The organism is Bacillus sp. OxB-1, assembly GCF_000829195.1.
In the GTDB taxonomy this organism is placed as follows: Bacteria; Bacillota; Bacilli; order Bacillales_A; family Planococcaceae; genus Sporosarcina.
In genome coordinates, this window is the sequence record NZ_AP013294.1 from 1904484 (window position 1) to 1924256 (window position 19773).

A 19773-nucleotide genomic window follows, 5' to 3' on the forward strand; every position below is an offset into this window, starting at 1 on the left:
GTGGGTCAAATGCTTTCAATATATGTCACTGCATTTATCGTCGGGGGATTGATTTGTGTCATTGGACAACTGCTGTTTGATGTGGCAAAACTGACACCGGCACATACACTATGTCTACTTGTCGTAATCGGTTCGGTCTTGGATGGATTTGGTCTCTACGAACCGTTTATCGACTTTGCCGGAGCGGGTGCTACGATTCCGATCACTTCCTTCGGGAATGCTTTGACGCACGGAGCGATGGCGGAAGCGGAAAAGCATGGATTGATCGGTGTGGTGACGGGAATGTTCGAAGTGACGAGTTCCGGTATCAGCGCCGCGATCATCTTTGGTTTCATCGCAGCGCTGCTATTTAAGCCGAAAGGGAAAGTTTGACGAGAGACAAAGAACAAGCAGAAAAAATATACCGGGTGATTGAATCCATTGTGTTTTCGCCCCCTCCTTTCTTGTCGCCTCTGCATAGTATAGGTGGAAGGGAAGGAGGGATTTTCATGTTTGGATGCAATCCGTATGGCGGCGTACAGGGCGCTTATGGAGGGGGAGGCTCTTATGGCGGTTCCACTTTCGTCCTTATCGTTGTTCTCTTTATCCTGCTGATTATTGTGGGCAGGAGTTTCTGCTAAGGGAATGACTGACGCGGCCAGTTAACAGAAAATCGGAACCGCGTGCCGGCATATTGTCGGCTGCGGTCCGTTTCCAACTCCTCTAGTAATGATAGCAATGGATATAGAAGAAGGGAGTTTACAAGATGAACGATTCGTTTTTTAAGAAAATCGAATCCAAGACGGGTGTGCCGATGGAAGAAGTGTTTGCTTTGGCAAATGCAATCCAATATGCAGATTTCAGCGATGAGCGTCAAGTGAGGAAGATTGTCAGGAAAGTAGGGAAAATGGCCAAAAAAGATGTCCCACCGCATGTAGAAGACGAGCTAGTTAAGTCGATTCTCACGAATGGAAAGTCTGTCAATCTGTCAGATATTCAAAACATGCTCGGTAATTAGTTGCAAGTCGAACTCATTTTTTTAGGACAAATGAATGAATAATCACATAATTAGTTTCATATGTTGGAGAATAGGGTAGAACAAAGAGGATCATATAAAAATGGGGAAGAGGTGTGCGACATGGGGTATATCATACCATATCAGCCGATTCAATCACAGCTGTATGCCAATCGAATGGATAACGAAGAAAAGCGGTACACGTATATCGATCGAGTGGAAAAAACCGAGCTCGAGCCGGATTTTTCGGAACAATTGACAGAAAAAAATGTACAGGATGAAGAATTGAAAGAAGAGGCGGAACCAGTGAAACGCTCTGCCCCACCGCTATACCAAGGCTTCATCCATCCGAATCCCGTCAACCTGTCTCCGGCCATATCACAGATTGTCGGTAAAGGGATATCCGTCAATGTATATGTATAATATAATTCAGCGGAGTTTTCAAACTCCGGTTGGCTGAAGGTGAAGCCTTCGACGGATTTCGTAGAGTTTGAACAAGATTTTGATGGAAGTACTTGATCCTATAATAGGACACCAGCCTAGTTCCCTGAAACGTTCACGGGACTAAGCAGGTGCCCTCCGTTCAACACAAAAAGGCCCGGATGCCATTTAAGGAGCATCCGGGCCTTTTCCTTCGTTCAAGCTGTTCCTAGCAAGCTCTCTACCAGTCAATTCGAAGGGACGGAAGCATGGACAGGGTCCGTTCCTTCGTGTCCAACGATCGATTTCTCCATCGCCCTATGGGGAATGTCCGCGTCCATGAATTCCGGGGAAGTGATGACGTAGCCAAGTTTTTCATAAAAAGGAATGGCGTATGATTGGGCGTTCAGGACGATTTTTTTCATACCTGTCGCTCCGGCATGCTGTTCGAGGGCGTCCATCACAAGAATTCCGAGATGCTTTCCCCGATGTTCAGCCAGAACACAAACCCGCTCGACCTTACCGGTGGATTCTCCGATTTCCCGAATGCGGCCCGCGCCGATCGCCGTCTGCCCTTCATAGACGACGAAGTGGCTTGCCGTTTCATCATATTCATCCAGTTCCAAGTTGAGTGGTACACCTTGTTCTTCCACAAAAACTTTCCTTCTTACAAAAAAAGCATCCTCCCGTTCATTCACCGAAGTGGCGATTTTGACCGTCACCAATATCACTCATCCTCGTCCAGGCGGAATGTTTCGTACACCGTCCAAGAGCCGTCTTCCAGTTGGTAAAGAAGGTGGAGGCGGTCGATGACTTCGCTATGATCCACTCCGATCATCTTCAATTGTCCGATGATGTCATCGTGTTCTCCGGAAGAAAGTTTTTGGGCGATCGTGATATGCGGAACGAATTTAAATTCGGGTTCCTCTCCGAAAAAATTGTAGTTCAAGTCTTTATGCAACGCAAGCAGCTCTTCATTCGGTTCAGCTTTGAAGTAGATTGTATTCGTGATCGGAGCGAATGTGCTGACTTTCGAAACATTCAATTCAAAGGGGCGGTGCTTGATCGTCACTTTCTTCAGCGATTTCGCGACCTCGTCGATTTCATGATCTTCAGCATCGAACACTTCTTTCAGCGTCAGATGGGGAGTAATGAGCGCATAATGCGGGTCGTACCGTTTCCGATAGGCATTAGCAAGATCTTGGAGTTTTTTTGAAGGAAACGCTACAATTCCATATTTCATAATGAAGACCTCCTTGTGGGAATGTTTAGTAAAGCCAATCTAATTTCAATTATAACAGAGATGCAAATGATTGTCTGTTCATATCATCATTCGCCGAAAGCCATTTGGACTGCGCGACGGACATCGGGCTGCCAATGCTTCCATGTATGGTCCCCGTCGAATTCCTCATAGTAATGAGGAATCCTTCTCCTTCCGATGACTTCATTCAGCTCCCGATTCGGCGTCAAGAAGTCCTGGATTCCATCCACTGTCGTCTTCACTTCGGTTTCACCTTTCCCGATGACGTGATAGATGAAATAACAGGAAGGATCGTTCACCGCTTCAACGGCTTGCAGGACAGATTGGTCGACATAAGGGGAATGAAGAAGCACTTTTCCGAATATATTAGGATACTTCAACGCGGTCAAAAGTGATATGGTCGCAGCGAGGGAATCCCCGATCAGTCCGCGGCGACCCCCGATTTGGTCGGTCGGATAGTTGGCATCGATGTACGGGACCAATTCATGCGCAAGAAACCGGATATACGCTTGATGGCGGTCGCCTTCCGGATGATACATGCGTCGCCGCTCCGAAACGCTCTTATAAGGCACTCCGACAACAATTACATTTTCAATCTCGCCTTCATCCAGCAATTCATCCACGACACGCCCAATTCGGCCATACTGGAAATAGTCTTTCCCGTCCGAAGCGATTAATACGGAATACGTGAAAAGCGGTGTGTAATTGTGGGGCAAGTGAATGAGCAATTGCATTTCCTCATCCAATTCTTTACTGTATAATGTAATATCTTCAATCTTGCCATAATTCATGTTCCATTCCTCCTAGTGAAAGCGATTCTATCGGGATTGTATCATAAAGGGTGGAGCAGGCATAATGGTCATATTGTGAGACGCATGACAAATAAAGGGGTTGACTACCATGTTTGACACAACGAAGATCGTCCATTCAAAAGTGGTGACAGAAGCGACAAAACAGGCGTTGCTCCGCCGCGGAGTAACAGTGGAAGATATTGCAATGATCGTGTATGAAATGCAAATTCCTTACAACGCGGAATTGAAAATGGAGGATTGCATCAATGCCGTGGAAAGCGTGCTGCGGAAACGGGAACTCCAGCACGCGATCTTAGTCGGCATCGAACTGGATGAGCTGGCGGAAAAAGGAATGCTCTCCGCGCCGCTCCAGCAAATCGTCGAAGCCGATGAAGGGCTTTTCGGGGTGGATGAAACGATTGCGCTAGGAGCCGTGTTTACATATGGTTCCATTGCAGTGACGACTTTCGGACACCTGGATAAGAATAAAATCGGAATCATCAATGAGTTGGATACAAATAAAGGAAACGGCATCCACACATTCCTGGATGATTTGATTGCAAGCGTCGCGGCATGCGCCGCCTCCCGGACCGCCCACCGGACACGCGACTTGCAGGAAGCGGAAGAGATGTTGCAAGACGTGGAACAGGAAGAAAAAGAAAAAGCGGATTGAAAGTCGATAGTCTGGAAAGGTGATACGGCTCCCCTTTTCAGGCTTTTTTTGTGTGATTACTAAATAAAAGAAACAAAAATTAATTTATTTTAATTAAGTAGAATAGTGGAAGCAGTCGGACTATTATTCAATCTAAAAGATACAATTGCTTATCTCGAATGTTGCAATTATAATAAAGTTACTTGGAATTGCGCGGATTCCGAAACGCTTAGAAAGGAGAGGGACCATGATTTCATTTGAGAACGTAAATAAGTATTATGGAGATTTCCATGTACTTAAAGATATCAATTTGGGGATAAAAGACGGCGAAGTGGTCGTTGTCATCGGCCCATCCGGTTCCGGAAAAAGTACGTTGCTCCGCTGCATCAACAAATTGGAAACGATTACAGACGGAACTTTGGCCGTCAATGGAACGGTAGTCAATGCGAAAAGTACGGATATCAATAAATTGCGACGGAACATCGGAATGGTATTCCAGCACTTCAATCTGTACCCGCATAAGACGGTACTCGAAAACATCACACTTGCACCAATCAATGTTTTAAAGCAATCTTCGGAAGAAGCGAAGAAGACGGCAATGTACTATTTGGAAAAAGTAGGGATTCCGGATAAGGCATCTTCATTTCCGTCCCAGCTATCCGGAGGACAGCAACAGCGCGTGGCGATTGCAAGAGGTTTGGCCATGAAGCCGGAGATCATGCTGTTTGACGAACCGACATCCGCACTGGATCCTGAAATGGTCGGTGAAGTGCTGGATGTTATGAAAGCGCTTGCGCAAGAAGGGATGACGATGGTCGTCGTCACGCATGAAATGGGATTCGCCAAGGAAGTGGGCGATCGAATCGTCTTTATGGACCAAGGACGCATTTTGGAAGAGGCAACACCGGCTGACTTTTTCGCAAGCCCGAAAGAAGAGCGGGCACGATTATTCCTCAGCCGTATTTTAAATCATTAAAAGTAAAAGGGGATGTTGGAAATGTTGAAATCTAAAAAACTATTTATGCTTGCATTGACCGCCATTTTGTCAATCATTCTATTGGCAGCTTGCGGGACAAACAAGAATGGGGGAGGAAGCACTAGCGGCAGTGATTCGGGAAGTTCCGAAGGTTCAGGAACGACGGAAACTGCGGGCAATGCACTGGAAACGATTAAAGAACGGGATAAGCTGATTGTCGGAGTGAAATATGATACGAAATTATTCGGTTTGAAAAACCCATCTTCAGGTGAAGTGGAAGGATTCGATATTGATATCGCTAAACAATTGGCAAAATCAATCCTTGGGGATGAAAGCAAAATCGAATTGGTCGAAGTTACATCCAAAACGAGAATGCCTCTTTTGAATAAAGGGGATATCGATATGATTGTCGCAACAATGACAATCACGGAAGAGCGTAAGAAAGAAGTTGACTTCACAGACGTTTATTTCGAAGCGGGGCAATCCCTCCTTGTTAAAAAGGGAAGTCCGATCAAAAGCATTGAAGATTTGAACTCGAAAACAACAGTACTGGCAGTTAAAGGTTCTACATCAACAGATAATATCCGGGAAATGGCTCCCGAAGCACCTGTTCTGGAATTTGAAAACTATGCAGAAGCGTTTACTGCACTGAAAGCCGGTCAAGGGGATACGTTGACAACAGATAACTCAATTCTTCTTGGAATGGCTTCCGAAGATAACAATTATGAATTGGTTGGCGGCACATTTACAGATGAGCCTTATGGAATTGCCGTGAAAAAAGGCGAAACGGAATTATTGGATGCTTTGAACGCAGCGTTGAAAGAATTGAAGGAAAACGGCGAGTACGACAAAATCCACGACTCTTGGTTGAATGTAGAATAATTCTGCCAGTCAAACAATACAATTGATGATCAGGATGGGCGATATTGCTCATCCTGATTAAGTTAAGTGAGGTGGAATACGATTGGACTTTTCAATTCTGACAAATTATATAGGTATGTTCATAGAAGGCTTTAAGGTGACGCTCATTGCAAGTTTAATAGCACTCGTGGCGAGCTTCATCATCGGGGCAATCATCGCAGTCATGCGAATCACAACGATTGCGCCATTGCGTTGGTTCGGCGCCGCCTATACGGAATTTTTCCGGAACATTCCGCTTGTCATTATTGCGTTTTTCTTTTTTATCGGAACTCCGACACTAGGCATACGTTTTTCCGGGTTGACAGCAGGAACAATCGCCTTATCGGTCTATACATCTGCTTTCATCGCAGAGGCGATCCGATCAGGTATCCTGTCGGTCCCGAAAGGACAGTTGGAGGCGGCCCGTTCATCCGGCTTGACGTATATCCAAGCAATGCGCATGATCATCTTGCCCCAGGCAATCAAAATTGTAATCCCGCCGATCGGAAACCAATTCATCAACTTAGTTAAAAACTCATCCATTCTGGCATTGATTGCAGGTGGGGATCTAATGTATCAGGCGGATTTGATTTCCTCGAAGACATATATCGTATTTGATGTATATATTTTTGTTGCGTTATTCTATTTAGTTATTACGATTCCATTGAGTTTAGGCGTGAACTATTTAGAGAAACGCCTGGCCAATAGCCATTAAGGAGGTGTCATGATGGATTTCATCGGAGCGTTTTCTCCAGACAACTTGAAGTTTTTGATGGAAGGCTTCATGGTAACACTAAAAGTGGCATTCATTTCTATTATCTTCAGTTTTATCATCGGTGGATTGGTCGGTACGTTGCGTTATTCGAAGATTCCGGTTTTATCTCAAGTGTTGGCCGTAGTCGTCGAAACGATCCGGAACTTGCCGCTCCTCCTTATCATCCTTTTCACGTATTTGGCGCTTCCCGAAGTGGGGATCAATTTAAGCATCACCGTTTCGGCTATCGTCGCACTGACCGTATTCGAGTCGGCCATGATTGCGGAAATCGTTCGTGGGGGTCTCAATTCGATTGAGAAAGGCCAAATGGAAGCAGCCCGTTCCTCGGGACTTACATATGTCCAATCATTACGGACAGTCATCTTACCGCAAGCGCTGCGACGGATGGTTCCGAACTTGGTGAGCCAGTTCATATCTTTGCTGAAGGATACGTCGCTCGCTATTATTATCGCCCTGCCTGAACTACTGCACCATGCGAAAATCATCCAAGGGCAAAGTGCGAAATACGTCGTACCGATTTTCTTACTCATTTCCCTGATGTACTTCGTCGTCAACTACGCCCTCTCCATCTTGGCCAAACGCCTCGAACTGAAGCGGGCTTAGCACCGGAAACCTGGATTCTCCTTATTCGAGATTCAGGTTTTTTTGTTTGGGTGGAATGAAAGGCAGGCTCCCGACACGCATTAGGGACAGGGGGCTTCGGAGCTTAGGTGATCATGGTCTGGGGGCGTGGGGACGCTCATATTTTTGTACAGGCGCTCATAAAATAGGTTTTGCGCCCATATCTCCCGCCGGGCGCTCATAAATCTAGACGTGCGCCCATATTGCGCTGCAGCCGCCCATAACTGCGGAAATGCGCTCATAAAGTAGGTAAGTGGATCATATTCAGCTAGACTAAATAATGACCTTAACCAGTTTCATCAATAAATTAATACAGAAACAAAAAAACTTTTTCAAAAAGTGTTGACTTCCCTTGCAGACTTGCTATAATAGTAATTGTCCGACAGAGACAACAAATATTTTCTCCCGATTCCGTAGCTCAGCTGGGAGAGCGCTACCTTGACAGGGTAGAGGTCGCTGGTTCGAGCCCAGTCGGAATCATTAGGTGCCAAACCTATTGGGACAACCGTCGGAACAACGGTTGAGCCCGCATAAACAGTCCTATTAGGCCGGATGCCTAGGGGCTGTTTTTTTATGTTTAGTGACCAACGTGTGACCAATTTTTTAAAAATGCCAAAATCACAGTAAATCCCTGAAAACATCACACGCTTTTTCTTCATCTTTTTCGGTGATACAGACGAATAGCATGACCTCTTCAGCAATGCTTCAGGAAACAAAGGTTGCTGCCAAACGCTACGCTTTTTGGCGCAAAAGACGTTTAATTTTGACTCCATAAGTTTTTTTTCGCTTGAATAGCTTCTTAATAAAAAATTTACCGACTTCCGAAGAAAAATTGATAAACTAAAAAACGCTATATTGACAGAAAATTTATATTTCTTTATGATATACATATCATCACTAGCGTTGCATGAATATTAATTAAATATTCAGTCACCATTCTATCTTTATTTTTGCCAAAAAGGGAAGCACCTGAATAAAGGTAGCGCTGTCCATTTGGTAAGTTTATACAGTTATCCATAAGTGACGGGTCAGCAGGGATCGTTACGGTATGCTTCCACTCCTGATTCTACGAAGCCAATACCGGGACGACTCCCATAGATTAGCGGCTAGAATACGTGAAATCGCCAAGATGGATTTCCTGCTGTTTGTTTCCGATTGAATCAGGACGTTCAGACAATAGGCAATCAGAGCCAGATAAATCTGGTTTTTCACAGCGTATTCACTTTGACCGTAGAAATGCTTGATCTTCACGTGCTGCTTGAGCCACTTGAAGAACAATTCGATGGCCCAGCGAGAACGGTAGATTTCGCTGATTTCCTCCGCGGAAATGTCGAAACGATTGGTGATCAGCCGCAATTCGCCCCCCTTGCCATCAGGGATGACAAGGATTCGGAAAACGTTCTCCGTACAGTTCGGATTGGCGCCTACGAACGCCATCGTGTCGGAAAGGGCATCACTCCCTTCCGGAAGGGAGAATGTGTGGATGGGATGCAGAACGGCATTCTTCTTCAACCGACAGACGAAGAAAAGCCCATCGTCCGTGAAGCGGTCAAACCGTTCATAATCCACATACCCGCGGTCGAAAACATACATGGCCTCCTTGTCGTCAACAAGCACTTCGAGTTGATTACGGTCGTGCTCCTTGGCGTTCGTGATGACCTCTTTGTCGGGGTAATGAGTGCCGTTTTCATCGAACACCAAGCGTATATGCAGCTTTACGCCGGCCTTGGTCTCCCGGAATTCGGCCCATTTAAAATGGTTTACGTTCAACGGGATCGTTGTGGAGTCGATGATTTTCAGGAGCAACCCCTTTTTGGGCGAAAGTTTTTGTACAGCGATCTGACTAACCAGTTGCATGAAAAGATTCGACAGAACCGTTGGATCCAACCGATTATTCTTTCTGGAAAGCTGCGACACACTGATGGAATCCACGCCGATCGCCCGTTGGAAATCCCGGTTTGTCAGCGCTGCTTCCAGTGCGTGCAGGCTGTCTGACTCCATTAATTGAGCATACAGCATGAGAAGTGTGTAAGCTTGCGTCGTTAACTTCTTTGTATACCGGTCTTGCCCATGTATGGTCACAATTTCGTTGAATTTCTCAAAATCAATGGCATTCAGCCATTTACCAAATGAAGTTTTTCGTGTATTCTTGTCCATGAGTTGGTCCTTTGTATTGGATTTGGACAGGAACTACCTGTACCTTCCATTATAAAGGACTTTTTCTTTTGGATTCCTTAGATTTTTGAAGGTTTTATGAATTCCTAATCTTCAAAAGATATTAATGCAACACTAGTGACATATCATGTGTATGAATTTTGCAACGCTAAACTATTTGAAAAAAGGGGTGTTTGTATGGAGTTTTTGTCATGTAGACAATCAGGGGATATAGCGTACATTACATTAGAAAACCTGAAAGAATTTAACACGTTATCATTGCAACTGATGGAAGAGTTTGATCAGTTACTCCAAGAATTAGCTATAAAGCGCGAAGCGAAAGTGATCATTATTGAAGGTTCTCAAAAGGCTTTTAGTGCGGGTCATAGTTTAAGAGAAATAAAAACGAGAACGGAAAATGAAGTATTAGCCTTGTTCCAAGTATGCCAGCAACTTATGAAACGAATAAGAGAGATTCCGCAAATTGTTATTTCGAAAGTGGAAGGTGTTGCGGTTGCAGCAGGTTGTCAACTTGTTGCAGCAAGTGATTTAGCGGTTGCCAGTGAGGGAGCACGTTTTGCAGTTCCAGGTATTAACAGTGGACTATTTTGTAGTACACCAGCCGTGTTTTTAAGTCGAAATATCGGACGAAAGAAAGCGGCAGAATTATTATTTACAGGTAATCTTATGTCAGCAGAGGAAGCGAAAGCAGAGGGGTTAGTCAATAAAGTCGTTCCAGTTGAAAATTTGGATGACGAAACGGACAAGCTAGCGAAAGCCATTACAAAACAAAGCTTGAACATAATTGAATTAGGTAAAAGACAATTTTACCAGCAACTCAATATGGAAGATTTTCAAGCGTTGAATTATTCAACTGAAGTTATTGCTTTAAATACGAAACACCCAGATGCAGTAGAAGGAATTAGTGCTTTTCTTGAAAAAAGAACACCAGAATGGAACGATAAACCGAAACAAGAAATAAAATAATGGTTTTGCTAAGGAATCTCATTAAATGGGAAACAGTTCAGATATGAATTGTTGTTAAAATTCATTGTATGGGATTGGAAAACATTATGTCAGATAGTACTGGAATTTAATGCGCGCACGACATTTTGACAAGGTAGAGGTCGCTGGTTCAAGACAAGTTGAAATCATAGCAAGGTTGTCGGAACAACCTTTTCTGAAGACAGTCATTAGGCGAGATGCCTAGAGGCTGTTTTTTCATTAACGCCCCTAGTAGTTTTAGCACCCTACTTTACGAGTGATCAGGGGTTTTAAGTTTTTTGTATGCCAATGGAGTCATATTCATCAGCTTTCGGAATGTGGCAATAAAATAGCTTGTACTGTTAAATCCCACTTGATAGGCGACCTCTGTGACATTGGATTCTGGTTGTTGTAGTTATCTGTGCCATCCCCTGCCATCGTTTGGGGTGTTTTATCTGGTATAGCTTTAGCTTTTTATACTTTATATGTCGTTCCATTACTGAAACAATTCGACTCACTTGTCATTGTCGGTTGGGCAATGATTATCGGTAGTTTTGCATTAAGTTTTATTCATCCACCTTGGATTTTACAAGCTTGCCGATAGAAGCGTATTTATACTTAATATTCGTTATACTATTTGGTACAATGATTGCATTCTGGTTTTATATGGAAAGTTTACAAAGTCTTTCACCTAAAGAAACAAGCCTTTTAGGCAGTTTAGAACCACTAGCAGCTGTTCTAACAACAGTCTTTTGGTTAAGAGAACCATTTGGGTTGTTTCAATGGGTTGGTACCGCTTGTATTATTGCAATGATTTTATTTTTGGCATTGAAAAAGACTCCTTCAAATAATTAAATTTAAAAAATTGAAAACCTATCAGAGTTGACTATATAGAACGAATATTTTTTTATTTAACGGGCATTGATAGTTGGGAAATAGTGGACCCTTCACTGTTCCTCTTTTTAATGAAGTGATAGGAGCTTAGTGAATAAAATAGTGAAGGGAGACTTTTATGATAATTTTAGTTGTTTTTGGAGTCGTATGTGGAATGATTGCTAGTATAGTCGGGGCAGGCAGTTCCATGATGATGACGCCTTTACTACTATATTTATATCCCTTACTTACCGGGACGCATTTTACTATTCAAACGATCACATCCGCAACGCTGGCACTGACTCTTTTTTCTACAGCAACGGCTTCGATCCGGTACCATCAGGAAAAACTCATACCGTATCGTTATGCTCTAATACTCGCAGCCAGTGGTTCGTTCGGTTCATTCATCTCTGGAGGTTACATTGCGCAATATGTGGATCGTTTATTTGTTTTGATCCTTTTCGGTATTATTGCTGTTTTGTCGTTCGTCTTTAATTTAATTCCCATTAAAGAAAATAAGGTTCAGAAACCGGAGACAATGCTGTTAGTAATGGGGATTGTTCTTATCTTTTTCTTGGGTATCACTACAGGGATTATTGGAATTGGGGGTATGGTTCTGTTTATGCCGTACCTAGTCTATGTATTGCATTTTCCAATTCGCAAAGCAATCGGGACTACTACACTTTCGGGAGCTATGATTGCTCTTTTCGGGATTATCGGAAAATCTGTCGCAGGCATGATGTATTGGAAAATTGCTCTAATTGTTGCGGTTGGTGGGATGGTGGGGGGGTATATTGGGCCGAGTTTAGGTCAATTCCTCCCTGAGCGTCTACTGCGTTATGGTCTGGCGGTCATTCTGCTTTCGATTATAGCAACAGTCGCAATAGATATCATACAGTTGGTTATGTAATGAATTTTATAATGAAAGGGAACAACGTTTCAATTTTTGTGGAACACTAATCCTCTCTGAATAAGACCCTTAACAGGCCGGATGGCTGAGGGTCTTTTTTGTTGCTTAGGAAATTATAAAATTTTGACCTGTGGATAACTGTTCGATAAAATGTTCGTATACTCGAAGGGACTGAGACGCGATGAGAGGGACTAGTGGAGTCATCAAAAGAATACTGAAAGACCATTTCGATGGGTTTTGGCAAATGCACTCTACTTTGTTTCCCGAAGCTTATCGAGAGGATATAAAAGAAACCGTCCTGAAAACAATCCGTTGTGGATCCTCGGATGTAGGATATGCGAGATATGAATGTCTGGGTTGTGAAGGGAATCCATCTCCTGTCATTGTCTGTTTCACATGCAAGAGCCGCTTTTGTAATAAGTGTGGAAAGAAATATACGGATGACTGGTCCACCAAACAGCAGGATTTAATCTTTAATGTGCCGCATCGCCACATGGTATTCACCATTCCCGAGGAACTTCGGAATATCTTTTTCCACGACCGCAAAAAATTGAATGAGTTGAGTAGACAGGTAGCCGGGGTCTTCCAATTCTATTATCGTCGTAAAAGCAGGAAGCGCAACCTACAAGCCGGGGTGATCACGGTCATCCATACGTTCGGAAGGGATCTGAAGTTCAATCCACATATACATGCCCTAGTGACGGAAGGGGCGATTGATAATCGGAATGAATGGTGTTCAAGTGATTTCATTCCCTATGAATTCTTACGGAAATCCTGGCAAAAGGTGCTACTCGATTTAATGAAGAAGTGGTTTCCCGATCACCCAAAGGCCCAGGAATTAATCAATGATTTATATAGGCGATATCCGAAAGGATTCTATGTGAACGCAGAACAGAAAATGAAGGATGCCAAAGGGGCAGCCAAATACATAGGCAGATACTTGGCGAGACCGGCCATCGCCGAATATCGCATTGTCGGATACGATGGGAAGGAAGTCGAGTTCTGGTATGAAGATCATAAAACAGGGAAACGGGTGGACGTGAAGCAGTCGGTCTATCGATTCCTGTTCAATATTTTACAGCACATCCCACCAAAACACTTCAGAATGGTGGGCCGTTTTGGGTTGTATAGCAGAAGATCGTATCAGAAGGCAAATCAAATTCTAAGCCTTTATGCCTTCATGCGGACAAAACAACTTTCCATGCTTTTGGAAAGAAGGAAAAAGAGAAAAACATATCGGGAACGGATGAGGGAGGCTTTTGATCGGGATCCGTTTATTTGCCCGTGTTGCCATCGGGAGATGGACCTGGTGGAGATTTGGCATGCTGATTATGGAATCCTGTATCATTATATGGAGGGCATGAAAATTATTAAAAGAAGGGAGAAGTCGGAGGATGCCAACAGACGAAGAACTGGATGAACTGAACCGAGCATTTTTACAATCATTAGAAGAGGATGACCCGTTCGGATTGAACGAAAAAATAAGTACGATTGAATTTGAGTGTCGGGATTGTCAGGAATTAGATGACGTTCCCGATTTTGTAGTGGCGGACTTTCAGGTCGACTTAAAACAGAATGAGGAAGTCGAAATCGAATGTCCTTTTTGTGGTGGGACCATGCATAGAGCGAAAAAAAGTCCCAAGTGAATCGATTCCACTTGGGACGGGGACAGAGGCGCTTTAGCGCTTTTGTTCTGCGATTCACTTCTCCTGTTTATCCCACTCTTCTATGTTCCAGAGGACGCCGAAACCGTGATGGCCAAGTATGCGCGTGCTGATGCCGGTCACTTCGTTATTCACTCCGTACAGCGCCTTTAAATAAACGAGGAATGTATACGGCGGGTCTTGCGTCAATTCCTTCTGGAAACGCACGTAGAGTTCTTTCCGTTCTTCAGGATCCGTAGCGGTCCGGGCCGCTGTAAGTAACCGGTCCACTTCGAGGTTACGGTATTTACCGAAATTGTATCGTCCGTCGCCGATCTCGCTGCTATGGAACAATCGGTAGGTATGGTCATCAGGATCATATTCACTCCCCCAACCAATGAGTAATGCCTCCTCGCCGTCGTACCGGACCGCATTTTGATCCACCGGCTTCGGTTCAGCAAGGATGCCGATCCGCTTGAGCTGCTGGGAGACGACATTGACCAATGCGACGCGTACCGGATCTTGTGCGGGGGCGACAAGTTCGAATTCGAAGCGCTTCCCATCTTTCTCTAAAATACCATCTTCGTTTTTCTTCCATCCCGCATTTTCTAACAGTTCTTGCGCCTGTTTGTAATCCGGTCCAGTCAAGTCCGTCCGGGGATTCGCCACCCATGATTTCTGGAGTGGGCCGTATGCGGCTTCTCCCTTCTCCAAAAGGACGCCTTCCACGAGTGCCTCTCTATCGACGGCAAGGCTGATGGCCTGCCGCACTTTGGGATCCTGGAAAATGTCTAAGTCCAAATTGAACAGGATTGCCCGGTAATCGGCAGTCTCCAGTTCATGGAGTGTGAATGAATCCGATTCCTTTACCGCCTTCAGCTGGGCAGGGGATAGGTGAGCCAGATCGATCTCTCCCGCTTTCAGCTGCACGAGACGTGTGTTGGCATCAGGGATGGCTTTGAAGACAACTTCATCCAGCTTCGGGGTCTGTCCGTAATACCGAGTATTCCGCTCAAGGATAATGGTACCATCGCTTTTCCATTCTTTCAGCTTGAATGGACCGTTTCCGATTGGGTTGCGGTTGTACTCCGTTTCATTCAAGTTTTCACCATCAAGTACATGCTTCGGCACGATGCCGACTTTCAACTTGTCAAGAAGCGGTGGATATGGCTTATGGAGGGTGATCCGCACTTCATGATCGCCTGTTGTCTCCACCTTGGCGATTTCGCTGAATTCACCCGCAATCGGGGTGTTTGTCGAAGGATCAAGTATTTTTTCCAATGTGAATACCACGTCTTCGGGCTTCACGGATTCTCCGTCTTGCCAGACAGCATCTTTCCTCAATTGGAATGTATATGTCAGTTGATCTTCGCTGACGGACCAGCTTTCGGCCAGGTCCGGGGTCACTTCATTTTGTTCGTTCGGCTTGGTCAACCCTCTGTACAGCAACGTGTCGATTTCCTGGCTTTCATCAAGGATTGGGTTTACTTTATCAATTTCGGATTCCATACCATAGACGAGCTGTTTTTTCACAGTTTCCCCTTGATCGGCGGTTTTTCCGCTGCATCCGCTAATTAAAGCGAAGAGTAGCAGGGTTATGATGCCGACTGTCGATTTTAACAAAAATCTCTTCAATTGTATTCCTCCTGAATGGTAATATCATTTGGTATTTTCCCGCCGGGTATATGCGCGAGCAGGCTTTGGGTGAAAGGCTGTCTGGACAAACTCAGCTCCGCGGCAAGTTGTTCATCCACGATTCGACCATTTTGGATGACGTATATCCTGCTGCACAGGGCAAGGGCCGTCCGAATATCATGTGTGATGAACAGGATGGACAGGGCATCCTGTTCACGGAACGATCGAACAAGGTCTATCATCTTGGCCTGTGTACTCATATCCAAGCTGGCAAACGGCTCGTCGAGGACGAGAAGTTCCGGCTGGACAGCGAGCGCCCGCGCCAGTGCAATCCGCTGACGCATGCCACCTGACAGTTCATGCGGATACTTCTGCGCCGTCTCCGGAGGAAGGCCGACTTTTTCAAGGAGCGTCTCAGTCACTTGCTGCCGTGTCCGCGCATCGACTTTCCTATATTCCAATCCTTCTCCGACAATCCGTCCCGCTGTCCAGCCGGGGTTGAATGACGCGGCAGGATCTTGATGCACCCATTGCACGCCATCCGGCCAATTAGTTGTTCCTTGCCAGTGGATATGACCTTCTGAGCACGATTCCAGTCCGAGAAGGAGCCGGGAAAGGGTGCTTTTTCCTCCACCGCTTTCGCCAATCAGACCGACGATTTCTCCGGCGCCGACTGTCAGTGATGCTCCGTCCACGGCTTGGAAGCCCCTTTTGTACAGGAAACCTCCAGAAACATAGACTTTGGATACATCATGCGCCTCGATAAGAGGAACCTCCTTGGGCTGGGAATCCGCTTTATTTTCAGGAATTCCTGCAAGTGTTCGATAATTATTCAACAACCGACGGGCGGTCTCCGACTTCGGATTACGGAATAGCCGGCGGACCGGAGCATCTTCGACCAGTCGTCCGTTGCTCATAACAAGGATGCGGTTCCCGACATCCGCCGCGACGCCAAGGTCATGCGTGATCATCAACAGCGTTCCACCTGTCTCTACTTGCCAATCTTTAAGCAAGCGGAGCACAGTCGCCTGGATAGGGAGGTCCAATGCGGTCGTCGGTTCATCGGCAATGAGCAGTGCCGGTTCCAATGAAGCCGTCAGAGCAAGCTGAATCCTTTGGCGCATTCCGCCGGATAGTTCATGTGGATAAGCGGCAACTATCCGTTCGGGATCAGGCAAGCCTACCCGCTCAAGCCAGCGAAGTGCTTTTTGCTCCGCTTCTTTTCTCTTCAATCCTTATCCCGCCGGCCAGGCCGCTGATGGTCCCTAGAAGGACACCCCAAAATACAGTAAGCATCATGGACAGGAAACCGACCGCCAGCGAAATTCTGCCTCCGTATAGCAGCCGTGCCCAGACATCTCTACCAAGTTCGTCGGTACCGATCAGATGGATGCCGCTTGGGGGCTGCAGCACTTGGTCCATCCGGATTTCGAGCGGGTCGTGTGCAGTGAGCAATGGTGCGGATGCGATGATAATCAGAAGAAGGAGGATTGCTGCTAAGGACGCCGATGTCAGGGTTCTTCTCATAGTCTCACCCCCCTGCCTGTCACTTCCTGCCGAAGCCGCGGATCAATCCAGGCTGCGACAAGGTCGGACAATAAATTGACGATGATGACAAATCCCATACTGAGCAAAATGATCGCCAGCAGGACGGGATAATCATGGGCGAGCGCCGATTTTAGCGCAAGACGCCCCAACCCGGGCCACGAGAAAATCGTTTCCACCACAATGGAACCCGCCAATGAAATGGCGAGCGAAGTACCGGTGTATGTGATGAGTGGAACGGCGGCGTTAGGCAAGATGTGGCTAAACCAAATTCGGTGTTCCGAAATGCCGCGCGCCCGGAGCGCATATATATGATCTTGTTCTGCAGATAAGGTGAGGTGGTTCCGAAATAGTCGGATATAAAAACCGGCATGAGACAGCGCGAGGACAAGCGCTGGCATGATGAGATGTTTGAGGGAGAAAGTTCCATCACCCATACCGGAAGAAGGCAGGACACCCATCTGGACCGTGAATAATAGCATCATCATTAGTGCAAGCCAGAAGGGAGGGACCGCCATGAGGATCACGCTGAACAAGAGGACAGTGCGGTCATAGAATGTGTTACGCCGGATGGCTGATGTCATCCCGAATAGGAGGGCCAAGCCGATAAGGAGCAATTGCGATGCAATCAGCAGTACTGCCGTTGGATAAAAAGTTCGCATGACGACGGCGTCCGCGGGTTCACCCGTAAGATAGGAGGCTCCCCAGTTCCCCTGAAGAGCCTGTCCGGCCCATTTAAAATACTGGACAGGAAGCTGTTCATCCAAGCCAAGGTTCGCTGCAATCCGCTCCCGCTCCGCATCGGATAGTTTCTGCAGCTGCTCACCATACATAGCCGCTGCGGGGTCTCCTGGCAGAATGCGAATGAATGCAAAGCAGAGCAAGCTTCCGAGAAGCAGAACAATGCCGGCTTCCGCGGATCGTTTCAATAAAAAAAGACCCATTTCCGACCTTCTTTCTACAACAGTTTCCGCTTCTATTTTATCATATTCCGGTGCTCGTGGCATTCGAATGCTACGAGCACCGGAAAGCATCGTCCATTTTGGACTGCTATCGATCATACGTCTTTTGGGGCCTCTTCCGGCACTGCGCGGTACACGGTGAATGCCAATAGGATGGCCACAAGGGACATGGCGAAGGCAATGAAGTAGACAAGTTCCACGCCCGCCACCATCGCCTGCTGGATTGCCGCAGGGTCAAGCGGGTTTGATACATCTTTCAGGAAATGGAGCTGTCGGGCATTCATGATGCCGATGAAGACGGACACCCCGATGGCTCCGGCAACAGGCTGCAAGGTAGTCATCACTGCGGTGCCATGCGGATAGAGCTGCTTAGGCAACTGGTTCAATCCGTTCGTTTCGGCCGGCATCATGATCGCTGAGATGGACAGCATCAGCAGGATATATCCGACAACTACGACCCAAAGCGGAGTATCGAGATCCAATCGGCTCATCATAAACATCGTCCCGCTCAGCACGATGGTCGCGGGGATCATCAGCAATCTCGGTCCGAATTTATCGAACAGAGCACCCATGAATGGCGACATCACGCCGTTCAACAAACTGCCTGGCAATAAGACCAATCCTGCCGTCGCCGCCGACAATGCCAAGGGACCTTGCATATAGATCGGCAGAATGATTTCGGATGCGAACATCGCCATGATGATGATTAAAAACATGATGACCGAATGGGTGTACATTGGATATTTGAACACCCGTAAATCCATGACCGGCTCTTTCAGCTTGAGTTGACGGATGGCGAATAAAGCAATTCCCGTCAATCCCGCTAGAATGGAAACGATGACAGTCGGACTGAAGAAACCGGCTTCGCTTTCGCCGACGGCACTGAAACCGTAGATCGTTCCCCCGAATCCGATTGTGGAAAATACGATGGATAGAACGTCAATCTTCGGTCGGGTCACTTCCGATACGTTGATCAAATATTTGGATGCAAACACAATGGAGAATAAAGCGAATGGAATGACGGTGATGAATAAAAAGCGCCAACCGAGATATTCGACAATGACTCCGGATAAGGTAGGCCCGATTGCCGGGGCGAACATGATGACCAATCCGATAAGCCCCATAACTTTCCCGCGTCGGTGCGGCGGATAAATCAACAGGAACACATTAAAGATGATCGGCATCAGCAACCCCGTCCCGACCGCCTGGACGAGACGTCCGACTAATAGGATGGCAAAAGTGGGGGCCATGGCACTGATTGTTGTTCCGATTGTAAATACGATCATCGTTCCCAGGAACAATTGGCGTGTTGTGTACCATTGCAATAACAGGGCGGAAACCGGGATTACAATTCCCATCACTAACATGAATCCTGTCGCCATCCATTGAACTGTGGGCAACGTGATATCGAATTCGTGCATGAGTGTCGTAAGTGCGATGTTCAGCAAGGTTTCATTCAATATTGCAAAGAAAGCGCCGATGATCAAAGACAACATGATCGGTATGACTTTGACATTCGGATCGTCGGCCAAGTATTCGTATTTCGTTGGTTGTGTAGTTTCTTTCATAAGAAAATCCTTTCCGGATATGTAATTTTGGTCCAAAAAAGAAGGGCCTTTTGCGTGAGGAACGAAAAAGGCACTCCAACAGCCATTATACGATACTATTGCATCCGGA

22 protein-coding genes, 1 tRNA gene and 2 pseudogenes are annotated in these 19773 nt (G+C 46.1%); 15 read left to right on the forward strand and 10 right to left on the reverse strand.

What is annotated here, in order from left to right; translation table 11 throughout:
- Positions 1 to 9: 9 nt before the first annotated feature.
- From spoVAE to OXB_RS09355, 4 genes are all read left to right on the forward strand, one after another.
- Entirely contained in the window at positions 10 to 372 is a 363-nt protein-coding gene (gene spoVAE, locus OXB_RS09345; protein WP_041073704.1) for a stage V sporulation protein AE, read from the forward strand.
- A gap of 116 nt (positions 373 to 488) precedes the next feature.
- Positions 489 to 620 carry a YjcZ family sporulation protein gene (locus tag OXB_RS18225; protein WP_070098200.1) on the forward strand — a complete coding sequence of 44 codons (132 nt, stop codon included), beginning with the start codon at positions 489 to 491 and terminating at the stop codon, positions 618 to 620.
- Positions 621 to 745: 125 nt separating this feature from the next.
- A complete protein-coding gene (locus OXB_RS09350; protein ID WP_041073707.1) occupies positions 746 to 997 on the forward strand; it encodes a stage VI sporulation protein F in 252 nt (83 codons plus the stop codon).
- Positions 998 to 1117: 120 nt separating this feature from the next.
- Positions 1118 to 1417 carry a hypothetical protein gene (locus OXB_RS09355; RefSeq protein ID WP_041073709.1) on the forward strand — a complete coding sequence of 100 codons (300 nt, stop codon included), beginning with the start codon at positions 1118 to 1120 and terminating at the stop codon, positions 1415 to 1417.
- 245 nt (positions 1418 to 1662) lie between these two features.
- On the opposite strand, the gene OXB_RS09360 is transcribed toward OXB_RS09355, so the two are convergent.
- The 3 genes from OXB_RS09360 to OXB_RS09370 all read right to left on the reverse strand — a co-directional run bounded on the left by OXB_RS09360 (position 1663) and on the right by OXB_RS09370 (position 3466).
- On the reverse strand, positions 1663 to 2139 hold the full coding sequence (locus tag OXB_RS09360) for a GNAT family N-acetyltransferase (protein ID WP_144399677.1): 477 nt from the start codon (positions 2137 to 2139) through the stop codon (positions 1663 to 1665).
- Between the two features lie 2 nt (positions 2140 to 2141).
- On the reverse strand, positions 2142 to 2657 hold the full coding sequence (locus OXB_RS09365) for a YjcG family protein (protein WP_041073711.1): 516 nt from the start codon (positions 2655 to 2657) through the stop codon (positions 2142 to 2144).
- An 86-nt stretch (positions 2658 to 2743) separates the two neighbouring features.
- Positions 2744 to 3466: an esterase family protein gene (locus tag OXB_RS09370; protein WP_041073713.1), complete on the reverse strand. Its 723-nt coding sequence runs from the start codon at positions 3464 to 3466 to the stop codon at positions 2744 to 2746.
- A gap of 109 nt (positions 3467 to 3575) precedes the next feature.
- Between OXB_RS09370 and OXB_RS09375 the strand changes: the two genes are divergently transcribed.
- From OXB_RS09375 to OXB_RS09400, 6 genes are all read left to right on the forward strand, one after another.
- The gene (locus tag OXB_RS09375) at positions 3576 to 4139 is read left to right on the forward strand and encodes a phosphatidylglycerophosphatase A family protein (RefSeq protein ID WP_041073715.1); all 564 of its coding nucleotides are present in this window, start codon (positions 3576 to 3578) and stop codon (positions 4137 to 4139) included.
- 226 nt (positions 4140 to 4365) lie between these two features.
- Complete coding sequence (locus OXB_RS09380) at positions 4366 to 5094, forward strand: amino acid ABC transporter ATP-binding protein (RefSeq protein ID WP_041073717.1); 729 nt, start codon at positions 4366 to 4368, stop codon at positions 5092 to 5094.
- Between the two features lie 21 nt (positions 5095 to 5115).
- Positions 5116 to 5976: a transporter substrate-binding domain-containing protein gene (locus OXB_RS09385; RefSeq protein ID WP_041073719.1), complete on the forward strand. Its 861-nt coding sequence runs from the start codon at positions 5116 to 5118 to the stop codon at positions 5974 to 5976.
- Positions 5977 to 6091: 115 nt separating this feature from the next.
- Positions 6092 to 6709 carry an amino acid ABC transporter permease gene (locus OXB_RS09390; protein ID WP_052484185.1) on the forward strand — a complete coding sequence of 206 codons (618 nt, stop codon included), beginning with the start codon at positions 6092 to 6094 and terminating at the stop codon, positions 6707 to 6709.
- A gap of 12 nt (positions 6710 to 6721) precedes the next feature.
- On the forward strand, positions 6722 to 7372 hold the full coding sequence (locus tag OXB_RS09395; protein ID WP_041073723.1) for an amino acid ABC transporter permease: 651 nt from the start codon (positions 6722 to 6724) through the stop codon (positions 7370 to 7372).
- A gap of 425 nt (positions 7373 to 7797) precedes the next feature.
- A tRNA-Val gene (locus OXB_RS09400) sits at positions 7798 to 7870 on the forward strand.
- A 561-nt stretch (positions 7871 to 8431) separates the two neighbouring features.
- Here OXB_RS09400 and OXB_RS09405 read toward each other — a convergent pair.
- Complete coding sequence (locus OXB_RS09405; RefSeq protein WP_041072671.1) at positions 8432 to 9547, reverse strand: IS4 family transposase; 1116 nt, start codon at positions 9545 to 9547, stop codon at positions 8432 to 8434.
- 195 nt (positions 9548 to 9742) lie between these two features.
- Between OXB_RS09405 and OXB_RS09410 the strand changes: the two genes are divergently transcribed.
- Entirely contained in the window at positions 9743 to 10531 is a 789-nt protein-coding gene (locus OXB_RS09410) for an enoyl-CoA hydratase-related protein (protein ID WP_041073724.1), read from the forward strand.
- Between the two features lie 268 nt (positions 10532 to 10799).
- Here the strand turns inward: OXB_RS09410 and OXB_RS18425 are convergent.
- Positions 10800 to 10943, reverse strand: a pseudogene (locus OXB_RS18425) (AraC family transcriptional regulator); the annotation flags it as partial.
- On the opposite strand from OXB_RS18425, the pseudogene OXB_RS18430 reads away from it, so the two are divergent.
- The 4 genes and pseudogenes from OXB_RS18430 to OXB_RS09425 all read left to right on the forward strand — a co-directional run.
- Positions 10944 to 11383: pseudogene (locus tag OXB_RS18430) on the forward strand (EamA family transporter); the annotation flags it as partial. It abuts the pseudogene before it with no gap.
- A gap of 157 nt (positions 11384 to 11540) precedes the next feature.
- Positions 11541 to 12311, forward strand: coding sequence for a sulfite exporter TauE/SafE family protein (locus OXB_RS09415; protein WP_041073725.1), 771 nt, complete (start codon positions 11541 to 11543; stop codon positions 12309 to 12311).
- A gap of 181 nt (positions 12312 to 12492) precedes the next feature.
- Positions 12493 to 13731 carry an IS91 family transposase gene (locus tag OXB_RS09420; RefSeq protein WP_084212431.1) on the forward strand — a complete coding sequence of 413 codons (1239 nt, stop codon included), beginning with the start codon at positions 12493 to 12495 and terminating at the stop codon, positions 13729 to 13731.
- Positions 13706 to 13957: a hypothetical protein gene (locus OXB_RS09425; RefSeq protein WP_052483826.1), complete on the forward strand. Its 252-nt coding sequence runs from the start codon at positions 13706 to 13708 to the stop codon at positions 13955 to 13957. Before OXB_RS09420 ends, OXB_RS09425 begins: the two co-directional genes overlap by 26 nt.
- Before the next feature lie 54 nt (positions 13958 to 14011).
- Here OXB_RS09425 and OXB_RS09430 read toward each other — a convergent pair whose 3' ends face one another.
- The 5 genes from OXB_RS09430 to OXB_RS09450 form a co-directional block, all read right to left on the reverse strand.
- Entirely contained in the window at positions 14012 to 15589 is a 1578-nt protein-coding gene (locus OXB_RS09430; protein ID WP_070098201.1) for an ABC transporter substrate-binding protein, read from the reverse strand.
- Entirely contained in the window at positions 15586 to 16821 is a 1236-nt protein-coding gene (locus tag OXB_RS09435; protein WP_052483965.1) for an ATP-binding cassette domain-containing protein, read from the reverse strand. The genes OXB_RS09430 and OXB_RS09435 overlap by 4 nt, the downstream gene beginning before the upstream one ends.
- Positions 16778 to 17116 carry a hypothetical protein gene (locus OXB_RS09440; protein ID WP_052483966.1) on the reverse strand — a complete coding sequence of 113 codons (339 nt, stop codon included), beginning with the start codon at positions 17114 to 17116 and terminating at the stop codon, positions 16778 to 16780. The genes OXB_RS09435 and OXB_RS09440 overlap by 44 nt, the downstream gene beginning before the upstream one ends.
- On the reverse strand, positions 17113 to 18078 hold the full coding sequence (locus OXB_RS09445) for an ABC transporter permease (RefSeq protein WP_041076576.1): 966 nt from the start codon (positions 18076 to 18078) through the stop codon (positions 17113 to 17115). The genes OXB_RS09440 and OXB_RS09445 overlap by 4 nt, the downstream gene beginning before the upstream one ends.
- Positions 18079 to 18191: 113 nt before the next feature.
- Positions 18192 to 19664 (reverse strand): MDR family MFS transporter, encoded by a 1473-nt coding sequence (locus tag OXB_RS09450; RefSeq protein ID WP_070098232.1) that lies wholly within the window; start codon positions 19662 to 19664, stop codon positions 18192 to 18194.
- Positions 19665 to 19773: the final 109 nt, after the last annotated feature.